Genomic DNA, 15,601 nt, shown 5'->3' with positions numbered 1-15,601 from the left:
TCGGCCGGAGGTCGGACACCCCAGGCTATCGCGGGGGGTCCTGCCGGCCCGTGCGCCGCCGTTCTCGAAAGCGCCTCGTTACTCCGCGGCGGGCGCCTGGGACGCGGGCGCGGTCATCAGGACGGTGCGCCGGGGGTTGGCGGTGGCCGTGGGCAGCTGCTGGGCGTGCTGCGGGCGCAGCTCGTCGGCGATGCGCAGCGACTCGGCGTCCTTCAGGTGCGCGAGCGTGGTGCGGCGGGGGTTGGCGATCTTCCGGGTGGGGGTGGCCGTGGGGGCGGTGTTCACGTCGGTCCTCGCGTGGGGATCGGGGGCTTGTCGGTGCTTTCACCGGGCGTTTCCTGCGCCCGTGCAAAGGAACCAGGCTAGGCGCGTCTATCCCCAGCGGCGGGGCGGACGAGTCCCGGCTTTCCTGTGAGTTTGCTCACGACTGGACCGAAAAATGCGGCATACCGGGCGGCCGCCGGGCTACGACGAAACGGACATTGCAGGACTGAATCTGACGTTCCGCTCCTGATCATGGCGACTGGGACACGCCCGGGGCGACACCCCGGCCCACACGACCGATGACTACAAGTCCGACATTAAGGACCAGATCTTCTACGCTGCGTCACGTAGGCCCTCACGCGCGGTGACCGTCGCGTCCACGGCCGCCACCGGCCTTGTTGGGAGATCCGGCACTGTGCTGGAATTCCCGGGACCGCCAGGGGGGCACCGCGGTCCCCCCACGACTCGACACCGTCCCTCCGCTCATCCGGGGGGACGCCTGGTCCAGAGGTTGCGACGCTAGTGCAGGGACGTTTCAAGAGGGATGGCAGCGCTGCGGCGGAGCCGGAGCCGCGCGGTGCAACCGACCGCGGCACGCCCGCCGGCGCGCCGGAGGCGCCGAACGGCGGCGAGGCCGCCCAGCGGCCCAAGGAGAAGGGTGAGAAGGCCGGCAAGCCCGGCCCCAGCGGCCCGGGCTCACGAATAGCCCTGCGCAACTGGCGAATCAGTACCCGTCTCGTCTCGCTGCTCGCCCTCCCCGTCGTCGCCGCGACGACCCTGGGTGCGCTGCGCATCAACGAGTCGCTGACCAACGTCGACCAGCTCGACCACATGAAGCTCCTCACCGAGATGACGGGCAAGGCGACCCAGCTCGCCGACGCCCTGCAGGAGGAGCGGGACAAGTCGGCCGGTCCGATCGTCCAGAAGAACAAGGGCGACGACTCCGTGGTCGCCCCGCGGCAGAAGACCGACCGCGCCATCGACGCCTTCCGTGAGACGACGAAGAAGGTCAAGGCCAACGACCCGACGATGGTCGGCGTCCAGACCACCCTCGTCGACATCACCAAGCAGCTCGACAAGATCAAGGCGGTCCGGGAGAGCGCGTACACCGACGAGCAGTACATCTCCCAGACGGTCAACAACTACGACGGACTGATCAACGCGCTGCTGTCGCTGTCCCAGGACATGGCCCAGGCCACCAGCAACAGCGACATGATCACCTCGACCCGCGCGCTGGCGACGTTCTCCGCCGCCAAGGAGTACGCCTCCATCCAGCGTGCGGTGATCTCCGCCGCGCTCGCCAACCCCAAGGGCGCGAGCCTGTCGGCCAACGACCACCAGTACGGCAAGGCCGCCCTGGACGCCGAGGAAGAGGCCCTGCGCCGCTTCACCGCCATCCGGGCCGGCGACTCCGCCGACCTGCTCAAGGCCCTCAACGGCGGTGACACCAACGTCACCGCGGCGAACACCTTCGCCGAGCGGGCCTTCGGCAACACCGACGCGTTCAAGGGCGAGAAGACCAGTTACCGCGACTGGTACGACCAGGACAGCGTCAAGCTCGAAGAGATGGCCAAGATCGAGCAGACCCTGCTGTCGCAGATGGACCAGAAGGCCCAGGAGCTGCGCGACGAGGCCCAGCAGGACGCCATCCTCAACGGTGCCCTCATCGTCCTCGTCCTCGGCATCTCGCTCGTCGGCGCCTTCGTCGTGGCCCGCTCCATGGTGCGCTCGCTGCACCGTCTGCAGGACACCGCCCAGCGGGTCGCCAACGACCGTCTGCCCGAGCTCGTCAAGCAGCTCTCCGAGTCCGACCCGCAGGACGTCGACACCTCCGTGGAGTCCGTCGGCGTGCACAGCCGGGACGAGATCGGCAAGGTGGCCGCGGCCTTCGACCACGTGCACCAGGAGGCCGTCCGCCTCGCCGCCGAGCAGGCCCTGCTGCGTGGCAACGTCAACGCGATGTTCACCAACCTCTCGCGCCGGAGCCAGGGCCTCATCCAGCGTCAGCTGTCCCTGATCTCCGAGCTCGAGAGCCGTGAGGCCGACCCGGACCAGCTGTCCTCGCTGTTCAAGCTCGACCACCTCGCCACCCGCATGCGCCGTAACGGCGAAAACCTCCTCGTCCTCGCGGGTGAGGAGCCCGGTCGCCGGTGGACCCGCCCGGTCCCCCTCGTCGACGTCCTGCGCGCCGCCGCGTCCGAGGTGGAGCAGTACGAGCGCATCGAGCTGTCCGGCGTGCCGCCGACCGAGGTCGCCGGCCGCGTCGTCAACGACCTCGTCCACCTCCTCGCCGAGCTGCTGGAGAACGCCACCTCGTTCTCCTCCCCGCAGACCAAGGTCAAGGTCACCGGTCACGCGCTGCCCGACGGCCGCGTGCTGGTCGAGATCCACGACACCGGCATCGGTCTGTCGCCCGAGGACCTCGCAGCGATCAACGAGCGGCTCGCCTCGCCGCCCACCGTGGACGTCTCCGTCTCCCGCCGCATGGGCCTGTTCGTGGTCGGCCGCCTGTCCCTGCGACACGGCATCCGCATCCAGCTGCGCCCGTCGGACTCCGGCGGTACGACCGCGCTCGTCATGCTGCCGGTCGACGTCGCCCAGGGCCACAAGAAGCCGGCCCCCGGCGGTCAAGCCGGCCAGGCGGGCCCCGGTGGTCCCGGTGCGCCGGCCGCCGGTGCCGGTCCGCAGCGCCGCCAGGTGACGGGCGGCCCGCGCCCGGCCGGGCCGCAGGCCGGCGGGCGTCCCGGTGCGCCCGAGGGCGCCGCGCCGCGCCGCGCCGGCGGCCGCGGTGCCGGCGCCGCCGCCGGCAGCCTCTTCGACACCGCCCCGCGCGGCGGCAACGCCGCCCCCGGTGGCGACGGCCGTGCCGCGCTGCCCCCGCGCGGTGCCGGGGCCCCCGGCGGGCCCGCCGGCCAGGCCGGTCCCGCGGCGATGCCGCCGGCCGGTGGTCCGGGCCGCAAGAGCAAGGGCCGCCAGCGCCCGGCCGACGACTGGCCGCTGGCCTCCGACGGTGCGCCGCGCGCGGGCCAGGAGGCGCCGCGCGGCCACGAGAACACCGAGCAGACGGGCGGCTTCCCGCAGCCGGGCGCTGGTGCCCAGCCGGGCGGCGGTCCGGGCGACACCGCGCAGTTCCCGCCGGTTCCCGCCGCGGACGAGCAGCGCCACACCACGGGCCAATTCCCGGCGCCGGGCAACGGCGCCGGTGCGCAGCCGGGCGGCGGTCCGGGCGACACGGCGCAGTTCCCGCCGGTCACCGACGGCACGCCGAAGCCGGCGGACCTCGCGTCCGCGGGCACCACGGGCCAGTTCGCGCTGCCGGCCCGGGGCGAGGACATGTCCGGCACGGGTCAGTTCCCGCAGCCGGGGGCCGAGCAGTCCTCCGGTACGGGCCAGTTCCCGGTGCCGGGCCAGGGCCAGGGCCACGGTCAGGGCATGTCGGGCACCGGGCAGTTCGAGCGCCCGGACCGGGCCGGCGAGCACTCCTCGGGTACGGGGCAGTTCCCCGTCCCCGCCCAGGACGACCCGCTGACCGGCACCGGGCAGTTCCCGCAGGTCTCGGCGACCACGGGGCAGTTCCCCGTGCCGGGCCACGACCGGGACGCCGCCACCACGGGGCAGTTCCCGCAGCCGGCCGCCGAGCACTCCTCCGGTACCGGGCAGTTCGAGCTGCCCGCCGCCGGCGAGGGCGCGGGCACGCCGCTGTTCGAGGAGCTGGAGTCCAACTGGTTCCGCGGCGCCGCCGGCGAGGGCCAGGTGCCGCAGCAGCCCGCCGACTCCGAGCGTCCGGCACCGGCCGCCGCCGCGGAGCGTCAGGCGCCGCAGGACGAGGCCCGCGACCGTGCCGAGTGGCGGGAGTCCCCCAACGACGAGCGCTGGCGCCGGGCCGAGCAGGTCCGCGAGCCGGCGGCGGGCGGCATCACCTCGTCCGGGTTGCCGCGGCGCGTGCCGCGGGCCAACCTCGTCGAGGGCACCGCCCAGACCACCCAGACGCAGTCCCTTCCGACCGGTCCGCAGGTCTCGCGTGCGCCCGACGACGTACGCGGCCGGCTGACCAATCTCCGCCGGGGCATCCAGCAAGGACGTCAGGCCGGCAACGGTCCGTCCACCGGCAGCCACAATGTTGGCCCCACTTACCAGCAGGAGCGTTAGTTGAGTCCGATGAGCCAGGCGGCGCAGAATCTGAACTGGTTGATCACCAACTTCGTGGACAACACCCCCGGTGTGTCCCACACGGTGGTGGTCTCCGCCGACGGACTCCTTCTGGCGATGTCCGAAGGGTTCCCGCGGGACCGCGCCGACCAGCTGGCGGCGGTGGCCTCCGGCCTGACCTCGCTGACGGCGGGCGCCTCGCGCATCTTCGAGGGGGGCGCGGTCACCCAGACCGTCGTCGAGATGGAGCGCGGCTTCCTGTTCATCATGTCCGTCTCCGACGGTTCGTCCCTCGCGGTGCTGGCGCACCCGGAGTGCGACATCGGCCTCGTGGGCTACGAGATGGCCCTGCTGGTCGACCGCGCGGGCACCGTGCTGACGCCCGACCTGCGCGCCGAACTCCAGGGCAGCTTGCTGAACTGACCCGCTCCCACCGCATATTCCGTCCGACCGTACGGCCGAAAACCCCCCACCGGCCCCCGCTCGACGGCATTATTGCCATCCTGCAGTCCCGTCCGGAGGATTCATGACCCCGCCCGTCTCGCCCGGCCCGTACGGCGCTTCCCCGCATGCGTCGTACGGGGAAGATGAAGGCGACCAGCCGCTGGTCCGCCCCTATGCCATGACGGGGGGCCGCACCCGGCCGCGCTACCAGCTCGCCATCGAGGCCCTGGTCAGCTCCACGGCCGACCCGGCCCACCTCGGCGGGCTGCTCCCCGAGCACCAGCGGATCTGCCAGCTGTGCCAGGAGGTGAAGTCGGTCGCGGAGGTCTCCGCGCTGCTGAACATGCCCCTCGGCGTGGCCCGCATTCTCGTCGCGGACCTGGCGGAGGCCGGCATGGTGGCGATCCACCAGCCGGGCGGCGGCACCGAGGCCGGCGGTACGCCGGATGTGACACTGCTCGAAAGGGTGCTCAGTGGACTTCGGAAGCTCTAACTTCGGAAGCTCCGGTTACGGAAGCTCCAGCGGCGGCCCGAGCCGCTCCACCACGTCCGCGAAGATCGTGGTGGCCGGTGGCTTCGGCGTCGGCAAGACCACGTTCGTGGGCGCGGTCTCGGAGATCAGCCCGCTGCGCACGGAGGCCGTGATGACGTCGGCCTCCGCCGGCATCGACGACCTGAGCCACGTCCAGGACAAGAAGACCACGACCGTGGCGATGGATTTCGGTCGTATCACGCTCGACGACGACCTGATCCTGTACCTGTTCGGCACCCCCGGCCAGGACCGCTTCTGGTTCATGTGGGACGACCTGGTCCGCGGCGCCATCGGCGCCGTCGTCCTGGTCGACACCCGCCGCCTCGCCGACTGCTTCCCCGCGGTCGACTACTTCGAGAACAGCGGCCTGCCCTTCGTCATCGCCCTCAACGGCTTCGACGGACAGCAGCCCTACGCTCCGGAGGAGGTCCGCGAGGCGCTGCAGATCGGCCCCGACGCGCCGATCATCACCACCGACGCGCGGCACCGTCACGAAGCGAAGAGCGCTCTCATCACGCTCGTCGAGCACGCGCTGATGGCGCGGCTGAAATAGGTACCCAACGTGGCGAGTTATGACGGGGCGTAAGTTGTGGGATTGACCACGCAAACGCTTCTGGGTTCATAACGTTTCGACAGAGAATTGGCCGGGCGCGACCACTCGTCGCGTCCGGCCGACTTCGCTCCGCACACACCTCGCCCGGCATTTGGCGCGGCTCGGCCTTAATGCCCGTTTTATGTCGGGCAAATCGCGGCCTTCACGGGCTCTGTCCGTTGTTTGGATTGCACCTGCCTCACGTGCTGGAATTCCCGGACTGAGCAGTGACGGCTCAGCAGATATACGGCACAGGAACAGGTGCCGACGCCGAGAGGTTGTTGGTCGAGTGAGGCGAAGAAAGACGGGCGCCGCGCAGCAGACGCGGGACGCGCGGGGCAACTTCACCCCGCCGTCGCGCACAGCGGTGCCGCCTTCCGAGATGCCCGAAACCCCCGCCACCCCCGCTCCGGCCCGCGGCGGCAGATTCTCGCCGCGCAACTGGCGTGTGCCGGTCCGGCTGAACGCGATTCTGCTGATTCCGGTGCTCGTCGCGCTGGTCTTCGGCGGTCTCGACGTCAAGAAGTCGGTCGACACCTGGAACGAGGCGGCGGACGCGGCGAACACGGCCCGCGCGGTGCGCGCGGCGGCCACGTACGCCCACGCCGTCATCGACGAGCGCGACCTGACGGCCAAGCCGCTGCTGGAGGGCAGCACGGACGACCCGGTCATCAAGAAGGTGCGGGCGGCCACGGACAAGGCGCGCGCGGAGTTCGATGCGGCCGCCAAGGCGATGCCGGACACCCCGAGCCTCAAGCGCCGTCTGAAGGCGGTGCGCGACGCGGAGCCGACGCTGGTCAAGCTGCGCTCGGCCGCGTACACCCCTGCCCTGGACGGGACGAAGACCGAGGACGGCTACGGCGCCATCCAGCGTCCCCTGATGGCCTTCACCAACGAGCTGGGCCTGGGCACCGGCAACGTCACCTCCTACGGACGCGCGGTCTACGCCGTCTCGCTGGCCAAGGCCGCCGAGTCGCTGCAGCGCTCCATCGGCACGCACCTGCTGCTGAAGCCGGGCAGCGCCGCCGAGCGCCAGGTGCTGCTGACGTCGTTCTCCTCGTACAACTTCCTGGAGTACATCGCCCGCAGCGAGTTCGAGGCGGGCGCCGGGGACGAGGACATCAAGCGCATGAAGTCGGCCATGGCCACCGAGGCCCAGACCGACGCGCAGGACAAGATGACCGCCGCCATCATGTCGGGCGCCACCACCGCGCAGCTCAAGGCGCAGGGCGTGACGGCCGACACCTGGCTGCAGACCTCCACGGGCAAGTTCAACGCCTACCGCACGGTCGAGGAGCACCTCGCCGACCACGCGGTGGACGAGGCCGAGTCCATCGCCTCGCAGGCGACGCAGGACGCGATCGTCAACTCCTCGATCATGGTCTTCGCCCTCGTGGTCGCCTTCTTCGTGGCCGGCCGGATGGCCCGTTCGATGAGCCGGAGCATGCGCCGGCTGCGCACCGCGGCCTTCGACGTGGCCGAGCAGCGCCTGCCGGCGCTGGTCGACCAGCTCTCGCGCACCGACCCGGGCAAGGTGGACACCCGTGTCCAGCCGATCCCGATCACCACCGGTGACGAGATCGGCGAGGTCGCCCGCGCCTTCGACCAGGTGCACCGCGAGGCGGTCCGCCTCGCCGCGGAGCAGGCCCTGCTCCGGGGCAACGTCAACGCGATCTTCACCAACCTCTCCCGCCGCAACCAGGCACTGATCGAGGGACAGCTGAACCTCATCACCGACCTGGAGAACAACGAGGCCGACCCGGACCAGCTGGAGAACCTCTTCCGCCTGGACCACCTGGCCACCCGTATGCGGCGCAACGGCGAGAACCTCCTCATCCTCGCGGGCGAGGAGCCCGGTCGCCGCTGGGACCAGCCGATCCCGCTGGTGGACGTGCTGCGCGCGGCCTCCTCCGAGGTGGAGGCGTACGAGCGCATCGAGCTGTCCGGCGTGCCGGACGCCGAGATCCACGGCCTGGCCGTGACCGACCTCGTGCACCTGCTGGCCGAGCTGCTGGAGAACGCCACCACGTTCTCCTCCCCGCACACCAAGGTCCGCGTCACCGCCACCCGGCTGCCCGACGGCCGCGTGATGGTGGAGATCCACGACAAGGGCATCGGCCTGACCGCCGAGGACTTCGCGGACATCAACCACAAGCTGGCCAACCCGCCGACGGTGGACGCCGCGATCTCCCAGCGCATGGGTCTGTTCGTGGTCGGCCGCCTGGCCCTGCGCCACGGCATCCGCGTCCAGCTGCGCCCCTCGGGCGAGCAGGCCGGCACCACCTCGCTGGTGATGCTGCCGGACGCCATCACCCACGGTGGCGGCGGCGACGAGCTGTCCCAGGACGACTTCACCGTCTCCCGCATGGTGCCCGACCAGCAGCAGCCGGCGCCCGTCGCCGGCATGCGCACGGCCGCCGAGCTCGGTTTCGACGACTCGCGCTACGAGGCCGCGGGCGAGGGCGCCTCGCTGGACCCGGTCGGCCGCTCGCTGATGCGCGAGGAGCGCCGCGCCCAGCTGGGCGCGCAGGCCTCCGACCAGCGCCCGCTCTTCCGCGACGAGACCGAGGCCGCGCAGGAGCAGCCGTACCCGCAGCAGCAGGGTTACGAGTACCCGCAGGGCGGTTACCCGGAATCCGGCTACGAGGAGCGGACGGCGAACGCCCCGCAGGCGTACGCCGACTACAACGCCCCTGACAGCCAAGGCGAATGGGCCGGCGCAGGTACGTACCAGCAGGCGTACGGGCAGGGTTACGCAGCGGAACCGGAATCCCGGCCGTCCGCTGACACGGCGCAGCCCGAGCGCGTAGAGTTCGACCGTCCGGGCCCCGCTTCGAGCGGCTCCCCCGCGCTGACCGGGTCCGGTCTGCCGCGCCGCGACAAGCGGTGGCAGCACACCGAGCCGGGCGAGGAGGCCACGAGGGACGGCGGAGAACCCGAGCGGTCCCCGCAGGGGACGCCACAGCAGCCCCGGGAGGGCGACACTGCCGCATGGCAGTCGGTCAACGACGAGCGCTGGCAGCAGGCCAAGCAGCTCCGTGAGCCGAAGGCCGGCGGAGTGACCTCCTCCGGTCTCCCCCGCCGGGTCCCCAAGGCCAATCTGGTCGAGGGCACGGCGGCCGGGCAGAGCGCTCCGGCCGGCCCGCAGATATCCCGCGCACCGGAGGACGTCCGGGGCAGGTTGGCCAACCTGCGCCGCGGCATCCAGCAGGGACGCACCGTGGGGTCGGACTCCGGCGAGTTCCCGGCACCCGCACAGCATGAGCAACACGACCAGGGCTTCGGCCCCGGCGGCACCTACGATCAGGAGCGTTAGTGTGAGCCCGATGAGCCAGGCGGCGCAGAACCTGAACTGGTTGATCACCAGTTTCGTGGACAACACCCCAGGGGTGTCCCACACCGTCGTGGTCTCCGCCGACGGACTCCTTCTGGCGATGTCCGAAGGCTTTCCGCGGGACCGCGCCGACCAGCTGGCGGCGGTGGCCTCCGGCCTGACCTCGCTGACCGCGGGCGCCTCGCGCATCTTCGAGGGCGGCACGGTCAACCAGACCGTCGTCGAGATGGAGCGCGGCTTCCTCTTCATCATGTCCATCTCGGACGGTTCGTCCCTCGCGGTGCTGGCGCACCCCGAGTGCGACATCGGCCTCGTGGGCTACGAGATGGCCCTGCTGGTCGACCGCGCGGGCAATGTGCTGACGCCCGACCTGCGCGCCGAACTGCAGGGGAGCCTTCTCAACTAACCCAGAAACAGTGCGTTTCGCGCCACCGCGCCATAGGGTGCGGTGGCGCGACCAGCAGCAGACAGGCAAGCCGGAGGAGGAGACGTGGCAACGCCCCCAGGCGGTTACCCGTACGGAAACGACCAGCAGGCGGAGCCCCCGCTGAACCGCTACAACTTCCCCTCTGCGCCAAGCCACCAAGCCGTGCCGGAGCAGCAGCGCCCTGCGCATGTGCAGGCGCCGCCGCAGTACCGGCGCGCGGCCTCCCCCTCGGGGGGCAAGCAGAATCCGCTGGTCCGCCCCTATGCGATGACCGGCGGCCGGACGCGGCCGCGCTACCAGCTCGCCATCGAGGCGCTGGTGCACACCACGGCCCAGCCGTCCCAGCTCCACGGGCAGTTGCCGGAACACCAGCGCATCTGCCACCTGTGCCACGAGATCAAGTCGGTCGCCGAGATCTCGGCACTTCTTTCCATTCCGCTCGGCGTCGCCCGGATCCTCGTCGCCGACCTGGCGGAGGCCGGACTAGTCGCCATTCACCAGCCCGGCGGGGACGCATCCGCCGGCGGTCAGCCTGACGTGACACTGCTCGAAAGGGTGCTCAGTGGACTTCGGAACCTCTAGCGGCGAGGCAGCCCGCTCGACCACCTCCGCGAAGATCGTGGTGGCCGGTGGCTTCGGCGTGGGCAAGACCACGTTCGTCGGCGCGGTCTCGGAGATCAACCCGCTGCGCACCGAAGCCGTCATGACCTCCGCCTCGGCGGGCATCGACGACCTCACCCACGCGCCGGACAAGACCACGACGACCGTGGCCATGGACTTCGGCCGTATCACCCTGGACCAGGACCTGATCCTGTACCTGTTCGGCACGCCCGGCCAGGACCGCTTCTGGTTCATGTGGGACGACCTGGTCCGCGGCGCCATCGGCGCCGTCGTCCTGGTCGACACCCGCCGCCTCGCCGACTGCTTCCCGGCCGTCGACTACTTCGAGAACAGCGGCCTGCCCTTCGTCATCGCCCTCAACGGCTTCGACGGGCACCAGCCGTACACGCCGGAGGAGGTCCGCGAGGCGCTGCAGATCGGCCCCGACGCGCCGATCATCCAGACGGACGCCCGCCACCGCCACGAGGCGAAGAGCGCCCTCATCACGCTCGTCGAGCACGCGCTGATGGCGCGGCTGCGCTAGCTCGGATGCGAAGAGGTCCCCGCACTCCTCGTCGAGTGCGGGGACCTCTTCGCATGTGCCGGGAGTACGGCGAAGGCCCCTCACCCGTGGGTGAGGGGCCTTCGCCGCGTTCGGTGTCCGGTGTCAGACCTGCCAGCTGTGCGGCGCTCTGAAGCCGGAGGTGCGCTCCAGGCGGCGCCAGGGGGCCGTGGTGCGGCGCGGGCGGGTGTCCTCGGCGGCGCCGGTGCGGCCGGCCGCGGCGCGGGCGAGGAGGACGGCGGTGACGGCGGCCAGTTCCTCGGCGTCCGCCGTGCCCTTCTCGACGCGTACGAGCGTGTCGTTCATCGCTGTGTCTCCACTGATCACTGGGGCGGGTTGCCGTGCTTGCGGGCCGGCAGGTCCGCGTGCTTGTTCGCGAGCATCGCCAGCGAGCGGATGAGCACCGCCCGGGTCTCGACGGGGTCGATCACGTCGTCGACCAGGCCGCGCTCCGCCGCGTAGTACGGGTGCATCAGCTCGGCCTTGTACTCCTTGACCATGCGCGCCCGCATGGCCTCGGGGTCGTCCGCCTCCGCGATCTGCTTGCGGAAGATGACGTTGGCCGCGCCCTCGGCGCCCATGACCGCGATCTCGTTGGTGGGCCAGGCGAAGGTCAGGTCGGCGCCGATGGACTGCGAGTCCATGACGATGTACGCGCCGCCGTAGGCCTTGCGCAGGATCACCGAGATCCGCGGCACGGTGGCGTTGCAGTACGCGTACAGCAGCTTCGCGCCGTGCCGGATGATTCCACCGTGCTCCTGGTCGACGCCGGGGAGGAAGCCGGGTACGTCCAGAAGGGTGATGATCGGGATGTTGAAGGCGTCGCACATCTGGATGAACCGCGCCGCCTTCTCCGACGCCTCGATGTCGAGGACGCCCGCGAGGGACTGCGGCTGGTTGGCGACGATGCCCACGACCTGGCCGTCCATGCGGGACAGGGCGCAGATGATGTTGGTGGCCCAGCGCTCGTGGATCTCCAGGTACTCGCCGTCGTCGACGATCTCCTCGATGACCTTGCGCATGTCGTACGGCCGGTTGCCGTCGGCCGGCACCAGGTCGAGCAGGGCCTCGCCGAGGCGGTCGGCGGGGTCCTCGGAGGCGACGCGCGGCGGGTTCTCGCGGTTGTTCTGCGGCAGCAGCGAGAGCAGGTAGCGCACCTCCTCCAGGCACGTCTCCTCGTCGTCGTAGGCGAAGTGCGCCACGCCGGAGGTCTCGGCGTGCACGTCCGCGCCGCCGAGGCCGTTCTGGGTGATCTCCTCGCCGGTCACCGCGCGGACCACGTCGGGGCCGGTGATGAACATCTGGGAGGTCTCCCGGACCATGAAGACGAAGTCCGTCAGGGCCGGGGAGTAGGCCGCGCCACCGGCGCACGGGCCGAGCATCACGCTTATCTGCGGGATGACGCCGGAGGCCTTGGTGTTGCGCTGGAAGATGCCGCCGTAGCCGGCGAGGGCGGAGACGCCCTCCTGGATGCGGGCACCGGCGCCGTCGTTCAGGGAGACCAGCGGGGCACCGGCCGCGATGGCCATGTCCATGATCTTGTGGATCTTGGTGGCGTGGGCCTCGCCCAGCGCACCGCCGAAGATCCGGAAGTCGTGGGCGTAGACGAACACCGTCCGCCCGTGCACGGTTCCCCACCCGGTGATCACGCCGTCGGTGTAGGGGCGCTTGGCCTCCAGCCCGAAACCGGTGGCGCGGTGCCGCCGCAGCGGCTCCACCTCGGTGAAAGAGCCCTCGTCAAGCAGCAGATCGATGCGTTCGCGAGCGGTCAGCTTGCCCTTGGCCTTCTGCGCCTGGGTCGCCCGCTCGCTCGGACCACGCCGAACCTGCTCACGGATCGCGTGCAGCTCGGCGACGCGCCCTCGGACGTCACTCGCCTCTACGGGCGCACCTTCGACATTGCTCATGGAAAGACGGTACGTGGCAGGCGTCCCGGAACATCATGTCGGTTCCTTACAACGTAGCGTCGCTTTTGGTGGGCAGGCAGCACAGAAGTGGGCAGCCCCCTTATCACCCCTTGAGCAGCCACCGGCGGTCCCACGCTGTGACTACTCAACAAATCCGGCCGGTCCCGGCGGTCAATCACGCACCTTGACCGGCCACGGGGACCGCCGGACGGGCCGGCCGGACGCGGCACACGTGCGGTGCGCAGGCCGTTCCCGGCAGCACCCGCAGCCGCAGGACCGGGGTCGTCGTCAGGACCTCCACCGCGGGGTCCCGGGCGAGCACCCGGGCCACCGGGTGGGACCAGGTGACCTCGAAGGGCTCACCGGTGCGCGGGGGCTCGGCGAGGTGCAGGGTCGCACTGTCGCGGCCGTGACGCACCAGGACGCAGGAGGGTGCCGTGACCGTGAGGGGGCCCACCGTACCCGGGGCCCAGAAATTGACGGCGGTCAGGCCCAGGGGGGCGACGGTCACGCCCTGGTGATCGACGGTGTTGGCCAGCACGGTGAGCCGGCCCCGGTCGGCGGCCCTCTCGGCGACCGCCTGCTCGCCGGCCCCCGGCATCAGCACGTACAGGTAGCCCTCGTCGTCGGGATCGGTGCCGTGCGGGTGCACCAGCGCGAGGTGGCGCCGGGTGAGCGGGGTGGCCGAACCGCCGGCGTTGATGTCGTGCCATGCGCCGGTACGGGCCTCGTACAGCGCCTCCAGCGGGGCGCCGCCGGGCAGGACGTAACCGCCGTGACCGGGGAGGTGGACCCAGTGGGCGCAGTCGAAGGACTCCGGCCGGCCGTCGCGCAGCACCCGGCGCTCGCCGTCGACGGTCAGGACCGCGTCCGCGCGGCCGAGGTGACGGTTGTCGACGACCGTCTCGACCCCGGCGCCGTCGGTCGCGGTGATCCCCGCGCCCAGGCAGATGATCGCGTCGTCCGTGAAGAACCACGACTTGCGCGCCTGAAGGCTGGAGCCCAGCCCCTTGAGGTGCTGCCCGATCGCCGCGTACGTGCCGTCGCTGACGCCGCCCACCCAGCGCACATCCGGCTTCGGCTGCCCCCAGCCGCCGCCGGCGTTGTCGGCGAGCGGCACGGCGCTCACGGTGGTGCCGGGCAGCCGGTAGGGGTCGACGGTGGGCCAGAAGGCGTCGCCGTAGGGATCGGCGGGGCACTCCTCGTGCCACCAGCACAGCATGCCGGCGCCGGTGTGCCAGCCGCGCGGGTTCTCGCCGTTGCCGTTCTCGTAGTACGTGATGCGGTCCGAGGCCATCGCGAGGGAGGCGGCCCAGCCGGGGCGGCGGTGCACGGCCCGGTCCATGGAGGCGAACAGGCGGTGCCCCACCGGCTCGGGCAGGACCGGCCCCGGTCGGGCGGCGACGGCGGCGAGGCGCGCCAGGTCGGCCGGGCCGAACTGGGGGTCGCTCAGCAGCGGCCGCACCCGGTCCCGGGCGGCCCAGCCCCTGATCATGCCGTGCCAGCGGTCCCGCTGCGCCGCCGGCGCGGCCTCGGCCAGCAGGGCGACGGCGGCAATGAGGGCGTGACCGCGCTGCCGGTCGCCCTGGGCGGGCGCCTGCGGATCCGCGGCGGACACGCCCCTGCTGACCGCCCGGCCGGAGACGCAGTCCATCACCAGGCCGTCGTGCACGAACGGCGCGAAGGCGTGCTCGACGCCGTCCACGATCGTGCGGCGGGCGGAATCGGTGACCTCCCAGGGCGAGTCGCGCAGGAGGACGAGAAGCCGGGCGAGGCCGTCGAGCAGGACACAGCCGTAGGTGCCGGTGTAGGCGACCCACGTGTGCTGGACGAACGACCCGTCGGCGTACAGGCCGTCGCCCTTGACGACATGAGGGAACACCGGCGACAGCGCGTCCCGGGCGAGCGCGACCTTGCCGGGCGCCCGGCCGAGAACGCCGCGCAGGGCGACGACGCGGCACAGGTCGACGCGATTGGCGCCGGTGCTGGTGCCGGAATAGGCGCCGAGCGCCGAGTCCGGCACGAAGTGGTCGACGGCGGCGAGGTTCCCCTGCAGCCGGGCCTCGCCGGCGGCGTCGTACAGCAGGGTGAGCGTGTCGAGGAGGAGGCGGGGAGAACCGATCTGCCACTCCCACCAGTTGCCGTAGCGGGCGGTGCCCGCGTGATAGACGCGCTCCCGGACGTGATCCAGCCCGGCCAGCACGTCGGCGAGGACAGCGGGGTCCCCCGTGAGCCCGGTGGCGGGCTGGACGTACGCCTGGGCCATCGTGAACAGCCGGGCATAGCTGGTGGTGATGCCGGCGGGCGGATCGAAAGGCGCATCCGGCCACAACGAGCCCGGGGCGGGGCGCATGCCCGCCCGGTGAGCGGCGGCGAACGCTCCGATGCGGCGCAGGGCGCCGGCGTAGGGGGCGGCGGCGGGGTCGAAACCGGTGCCGAGGGTGAGGGCGGCCCAGCGTCTTCGAAGGACCCCGAAGGGGTCGGGCTCCGCCCGGGGGAAGGCGCCGAGGGCGCCAAGGGCGCCGAAGGCGCCGAGGAAGGTGCGGCGGGTCCAAGGGGTGACGGCCACAGGGGTGTTCATCCCCCACCCCGCCCCTTCCCACGCATCGATTTGCGGCTCCGCCGCGTGGCGGGGCTCCGCCCCGGACCCCGGGGTGGTGCGGCCCGGTGGGCCGGTTTGTGCCCACCCGTTCCTCCCCCAGCTACCGCTGGGGGACCCCCAGCGGAACGCCTGCCCACAAACCGGCAAGGTTAGGCCGCCCGCAGGGCCTCCAGATAGCCGGCCACCGC

12 protein-coding genes are annotated in these 15,601 nt (G+C 71.7%); 8 read left to right on the top strand and 4 right to left on the bottom strand.

Annotated elements, in window-relative coordinates; genetic code table 11:
* Window positions 1-78: 78 nt before the first annotated feature.
* Window positions 79-285 carry a hypothetical protein gene (locus ABD361_RS15610; RefSeq protein WP_344435877.1) on the bottom strand — a complete coding sequence of 69 codons (207 nt, stop codon included), beginning with the start codon at window positions 283-285 and terminating at the stop codon, window positions 79-81.
* A 501-nt stretch (window positions 286-786) separates the two neighbouring features.
* Between ABD361_RS15610 and ABD361_RS15605 the strand changes: the two genes are divergently transcribed.
* From ABD361_RS15605 to ABD361_RS15570, 8 genes are all read left to right on the top strand, one after another.
* Window positions 787-4,413: a sensor histidine kinase gene (locus tag ABD361_RS15605; RefSeq protein WP_344435876.1), complete on the top strand. Its 3,627-nt coding sequence runs from the start codon at window positions 787-789 to the stop codon at window positions 4,411-4,413.
* A 9-nt stretch (window positions 4,414-4,422) separates the two neighbouring features.
* A complete protein-coding gene (locus ABD361_RS15600) occupies window positions 4,423-4,836 on the top strand; it encodes a roadblock/LC7 domain-containing protein (protein ID WP_344435999.1) in 414 nt (137 codons plus the stop codon).
* A gap of 103 nt (window positions 4,837-4,939) precedes the next feature.
* Window positions 4,940-5,350, top strand: a complete 411-nt coding sequence (locus ABD361_RS15595) for a DUF742 domain-containing protein (protein WP_344435875.1) — start codon at window positions 4,940-4,942, stop codon at window positions 5,348-5,350.
* The gene (locus tag ABD361_RS15590; RefSeq protein WP_344435874.1) at window positions 5,331-5,942 is read left to right on the top strand and encodes a GTP-binding protein; all 612 of its coding nucleotides are present in this window, start codon (window positions 5,331-5,333) and stop codon (window positions 5,940-5,942) included. Before ABD361_RS15595 ends, ABD361_RS15590 begins: the two co-directional genes overlap by 20 nt.
* A 328-nt stretch (window positions 5,943-6,270) precedes the next feature.
* On the top strand, window positions 6,271-9,297 hold the full coding sequence (locus ABD361_RS15585) for a sensor histidine kinase (protein WP_425583217.1): 3,027 nt from the start codon (window positions 6,271-6,273) through the stop codon (window positions 9,295-9,297).
* 10 nt (window positions 9,298-9,307) lie between these two features.
* Window positions 9,308-9,721: a roadblock/LC7 domain-containing protein gene (locus ABD361_RS15580; protein ID WP_181143878.1), complete on the top strand. Its 414-nt coding sequence runs from the start codon at window positions 9,308-9,310 to the stop codon at window positions 9,719-9,721.
* A gap of 84 nt (window positions 9,722-9,805) precedes the next feature.
* The gene (locus ABD361_RS15575) at window positions 9,806-10,324 is read left to right on the top strand and encodes a DUF742 domain-containing protein (RefSeq protein WP_344435871.1); all 519 of its coding nucleotides are present in this window, start codon (window positions 9,806-9,808) and stop codon (window positions 10,322-10,324) included.
* Window positions 10,305-10,886: a GTP-binding protein gene (locus ABD361_RS15570; RefSeq protein WP_344435870.1), complete on the top strand. Its 582-nt coding sequence runs from the start codon at window positions 10,305-10,307 to the stop codon at window positions 10,884-10,886. Before ABD361_RS15575 ends, ABD361_RS15570 begins: the two co-directional genes overlap by 20 nt.
* A 123-nt stretch (window positions 10,887-11,009) precedes the next feature.
* Here the strand turns inward: ABD361_RS15570 and ABD361_RS15565 are convergent, their stop codons facing one another.
* The 3 genes from ABD361_RS15565 to ABD361_RS15555 form a co-directional block, all read right to left on the bottom strand.
* Window positions 11,010-11,210 (bottom strand): acyl-CoA carboxylase subunit epsilon, encoded by a 201-nt coding sequence (locus ABD361_RS15565; RefSeq protein ID WP_344435868.1) that lies wholly within the window; start codon window positions 11,208-11,210, stop codon window positions 11,010-11,012.
* A gap of 17 nt (window positions 11,211-11,227) precedes the next feature.
* The gene (locus ABD361_RS15560; protein ID WP_344435867.1) at window positions 11,228-12,811 is read right to left on the bottom strand and encodes an acyl-CoA carboxylase subunit beta; all 1,584 of its coding nucleotides are present in this window, start codon (window positions 12,809-12,811) and stop codon (window positions 11,228-11,230) included.
* Window positions 12,812-12,986: 175 nt separating this feature from the next.
* Window positions 12,987-15,392 carry a polysaccharide lyase 8 family protein gene (locus ABD361_RS15555; protein WP_344435866.1) on the bottom strand — a complete coding sequence of 802 codons (2,406 nt, stop codon included), beginning with the start codon at window positions 15,390-15,392 and terminating at the stop codon, window positions 12,987-12,989.
* Window positions 15,393-15,601 lie beyond the last annotated feature (209 nt).

Source organism: Streptomyces luteosporeus (genome assembly GCF_039532865.1).
Lineage (GTDB): Bacteria > Actinomycetota > Actinomycetes > Streptomycetales > Streptomycetaceae > Streptomyces > Streptomyces luteosporeus.
This window is presented reverse-complemented; position numbering and strand designations above follow the sequence as displayed.

Excerpts from the sequence above, each read along its gene's own strand:
- ABD361_RS15600 (WP_344435999.1), top strand. The coding sequence starts at position 4,423 with ATGAGCCAGGCGGCGCAGAATCTGAACTGGTTGATCACCAACTTCGTG.
- ABD361_RS15595 (WP_344435875.1), top strand. The coding sequence starts at position 4,940 with ATGACCCCGCCCGTCTCGCCCGGCCCGTACGGCGCTTCCCCGCATGCG.
- ABD361_RS15580 (WP_181143878.1), top strand. The coding sequence starts at position 9,308 with ATGAGCCAGGCGGCGCAGAACCTGAACTGGTTGATCACCAGTTTCGTG.
- ABD361_RS15565 (WP_344435868.1), bottom strand. The coding sequence starts at position 11,210 with ATGAACGACACGCTCGTACGCGTCGAGAAGGGCACGGCGGACGCCGAG.
- ABD361_RS15560 (WP_344435867.1), bottom strand. The coding sequence starts at position 12,811 with ATGAGCAATGTCGAAGGTGCGCCCGTAGAGGCGAGTGACGTCCGAGGG.
- ABD361_RS15555 (WP_344435866.1), bottom strand. The coding sequence starts at position 15,392 with ATGAACACCCCTGTGGCCGTCACCCCTTGGACCCGCCGCACCTTCCTC.